The following is a 2,122-nucleotide window of genomic DNA, read 5'->3' as shown; positions in this document are numbered from 1 at the left end:
CCGGCCCGCCCTCTGCCGGACCCCCTGGGCTCGGCCGGGAGCACCCGGCGCGGCCCCGCGCCGCTGCCGATCAGGCGAACGTCCGGCCGGTGAGCCGCTCGTAGGCTTCGACGTAACGAGCCCGCGTCTTCTGCACGATGTCCTCCGGCAGGGCCGGCGGCGCAGCGTCCGAGTTCTTGTCCCAGCCGGAAGCGGGCGACGTCAGCCAGTCGCGCACGAACTGCTTGTCGAACGACGGCTGCGCCCGGCCCGGCTCGTAGGTGTCCGCGTCCCAGAACCGCGAGGAGTCGGGGGTCAGCACCTCGTCGCCCAGGGTGATCTCCCCCGTGGTGGGGTCGACGCCAAACTCGACCTTGGTGTCCGCCAGGATGATTCCCCGCTCCCGTGCGATGGCTTCGGCGCGCGTATAGATCTGCAGCGTCTTCTCGCGCAGCCGGGCCGCGGTCTCCGCGCCGACGGTCTGCACCACGGCGTCGTAGGTGATGTTCTCGTCGTGCTCGCCCACCTCGGCCTTGGCCGAGGGGGTGAAGATGGCTGGCTCCAACCGGGAGCCGTCCACCAGGCCGGCCGGCAGCGGCAACCCGCACACGGTCCGGGATTGCCGGTACTCGGCGAGGCCGGACCCGGTGAGGTAGCCGCGGGCGATGCATTCCACCGGGTACATGTCCAGTTTCTTGCAGACCATCGCCCGGCCGGCCACCGCGTCCGGCACCTCGGTGGACACCACGTGGTGCGCCACCGGGTTGTCCCCCTGGGCGAGCTGTTCGAACCACCACAGGCTCAGCTGGGTGAGGATCCGGCCCTTGTCCGGGATCTCGCTGGACAGCACGTGGTCGTAGGCGCTGATCCGGTCGCTCGCCACCACCAGCACGGTGTCATTGCGCCGGTCCAACAGGCCCTCGGCGGCAATGTCGTCGCTGGCCGTCTCCACCTGTTGCGGGTCGGCCGGAACGTACAGGTCGCGGACCTTGCCGGAGTAGACGTGCTTCCAGCCGGGCAGTTCGAGTACTTCGGGGGCAAATGCCATGGTTGACGGTTCCTCAGTCTCTCTGTGCGCCGGCCCGGGAGTTCGTGTCGGACGCGGGCACCGTGATTTTGCCCTCGGCGGCCAGCAGGGCAATGTCGCTGCGGTGCTGCGACCCCTCCAGGCTGATCGCTTCGATGCCTTCGTAGGCACGTTCGCGGGCTTCCACCAGGTCCTCACCCAACGCGACGACGGCGAGTACCCGCCCGCCGGCGCTGACCACCTTGCCGTTCTCGTCCAGGGCGGTCCCGGCGTGGATCACGTGCACGTCGGTCAAGGCATTGGCCTTCTTCAGGCCCCGGATCCGGTCTCCGGTGCGCGGGGTTCCCGGGTAATTCTCCGAGGCCAGCACCACCGTGACGGCGGACCGCCTGGACCAGACCAACTGTTCGGTGTCATCCAGTTCCCCCTTGGCGGCCGCCAGCAGCAGCCCGCCCAGCGGTGTGCGCAGCCGGGCCAGTACCGCCTGGGTTTCCGGGTCCCCGAAACGGGCGTTGAATTCGATCACCCGCACGCCGCGGCCGGTCACGGCCAGCCCGCAGAACAGCACCCCCACGAACGGGGTACCGCGGCGGGCCATCTCGCGGATGGTCGGCAGCGCGACGCGGTCCATGACTTCGTCCACGAAACCGGGCGGCAGCCAGGTCAGCGGCGTGTAGGCGCCCATGCCGCCGGTGTTCGGGCCCTCGTCTCCGTCGAAAATCCGCTTGAAATCCTGCGCGGGCACCAGCGGGATGGCGCGTTCGCCGTCGGAAATCACAAACAGGGAGACTTCCGGGCCGTCGAGGAATTCCTCGATCACCACGGAGCCGCCGGCGTCGAAGCAGGCCTGGGCGTGCGCCAGGGCGGCATCGCGGTCTTCGGTCACCACCACGCCCTTGCCGGCCGCCAGCCCGTCGTCCTTGACCACGTAGGGGGCGCCGAACGAGTCCAGGGCTGCGGCCGCCTCGTCCGCGTTGGTGGCCACATGCGCCATGGCGGTGGGCACGTTCGCCGCGGCCATGACCTGCTTGGCGAAGGCCTTGGAGCCTTCGAGCCTGGCCGCTTCCTTGCTGGGGCCGAACACCGGGATCCCCGCCGCGCGCAGCGGGTCGGCCA

2 protein-coding genes are annotated in these 2,122 nt (G+C 70.1%); both read right to left on the bottom strand.

What is annotated here, in order from left to right:
• Positions 1-70: 70 nt before the first annotated feature.
• Complete coding sequence (locus AC5RV2_RS17335) at positions 71-1,027, bottom strand: phosphoribosylaminoimidazolesuccinocarboxamide synthase (RefSeq protein WP_494093366.1); 957 nt, start codon at positions 1,025-1,027, stop codon at positions 71-73.
• Between the two features lie 13 nt (positions 1,028-1,040).
• Positions 1,041-2,122 (bottom strand): phosphoribosylamine--glycine ligase (gene purD, locus AC5RV2_RS17330; RefSeq protein WP_494093365.1); only part of this gene is annotated, 1,082 nt, incomplete at its 5' end.

This window comes from Arthrobacter sp. Y3225116, from assembly GCF_059091245.1.
The sequence above is the reverse complement of the archived record's forward strand: the minus strand, read 5'-3'. Positions and strand labels throughout refer to the sequence as shown.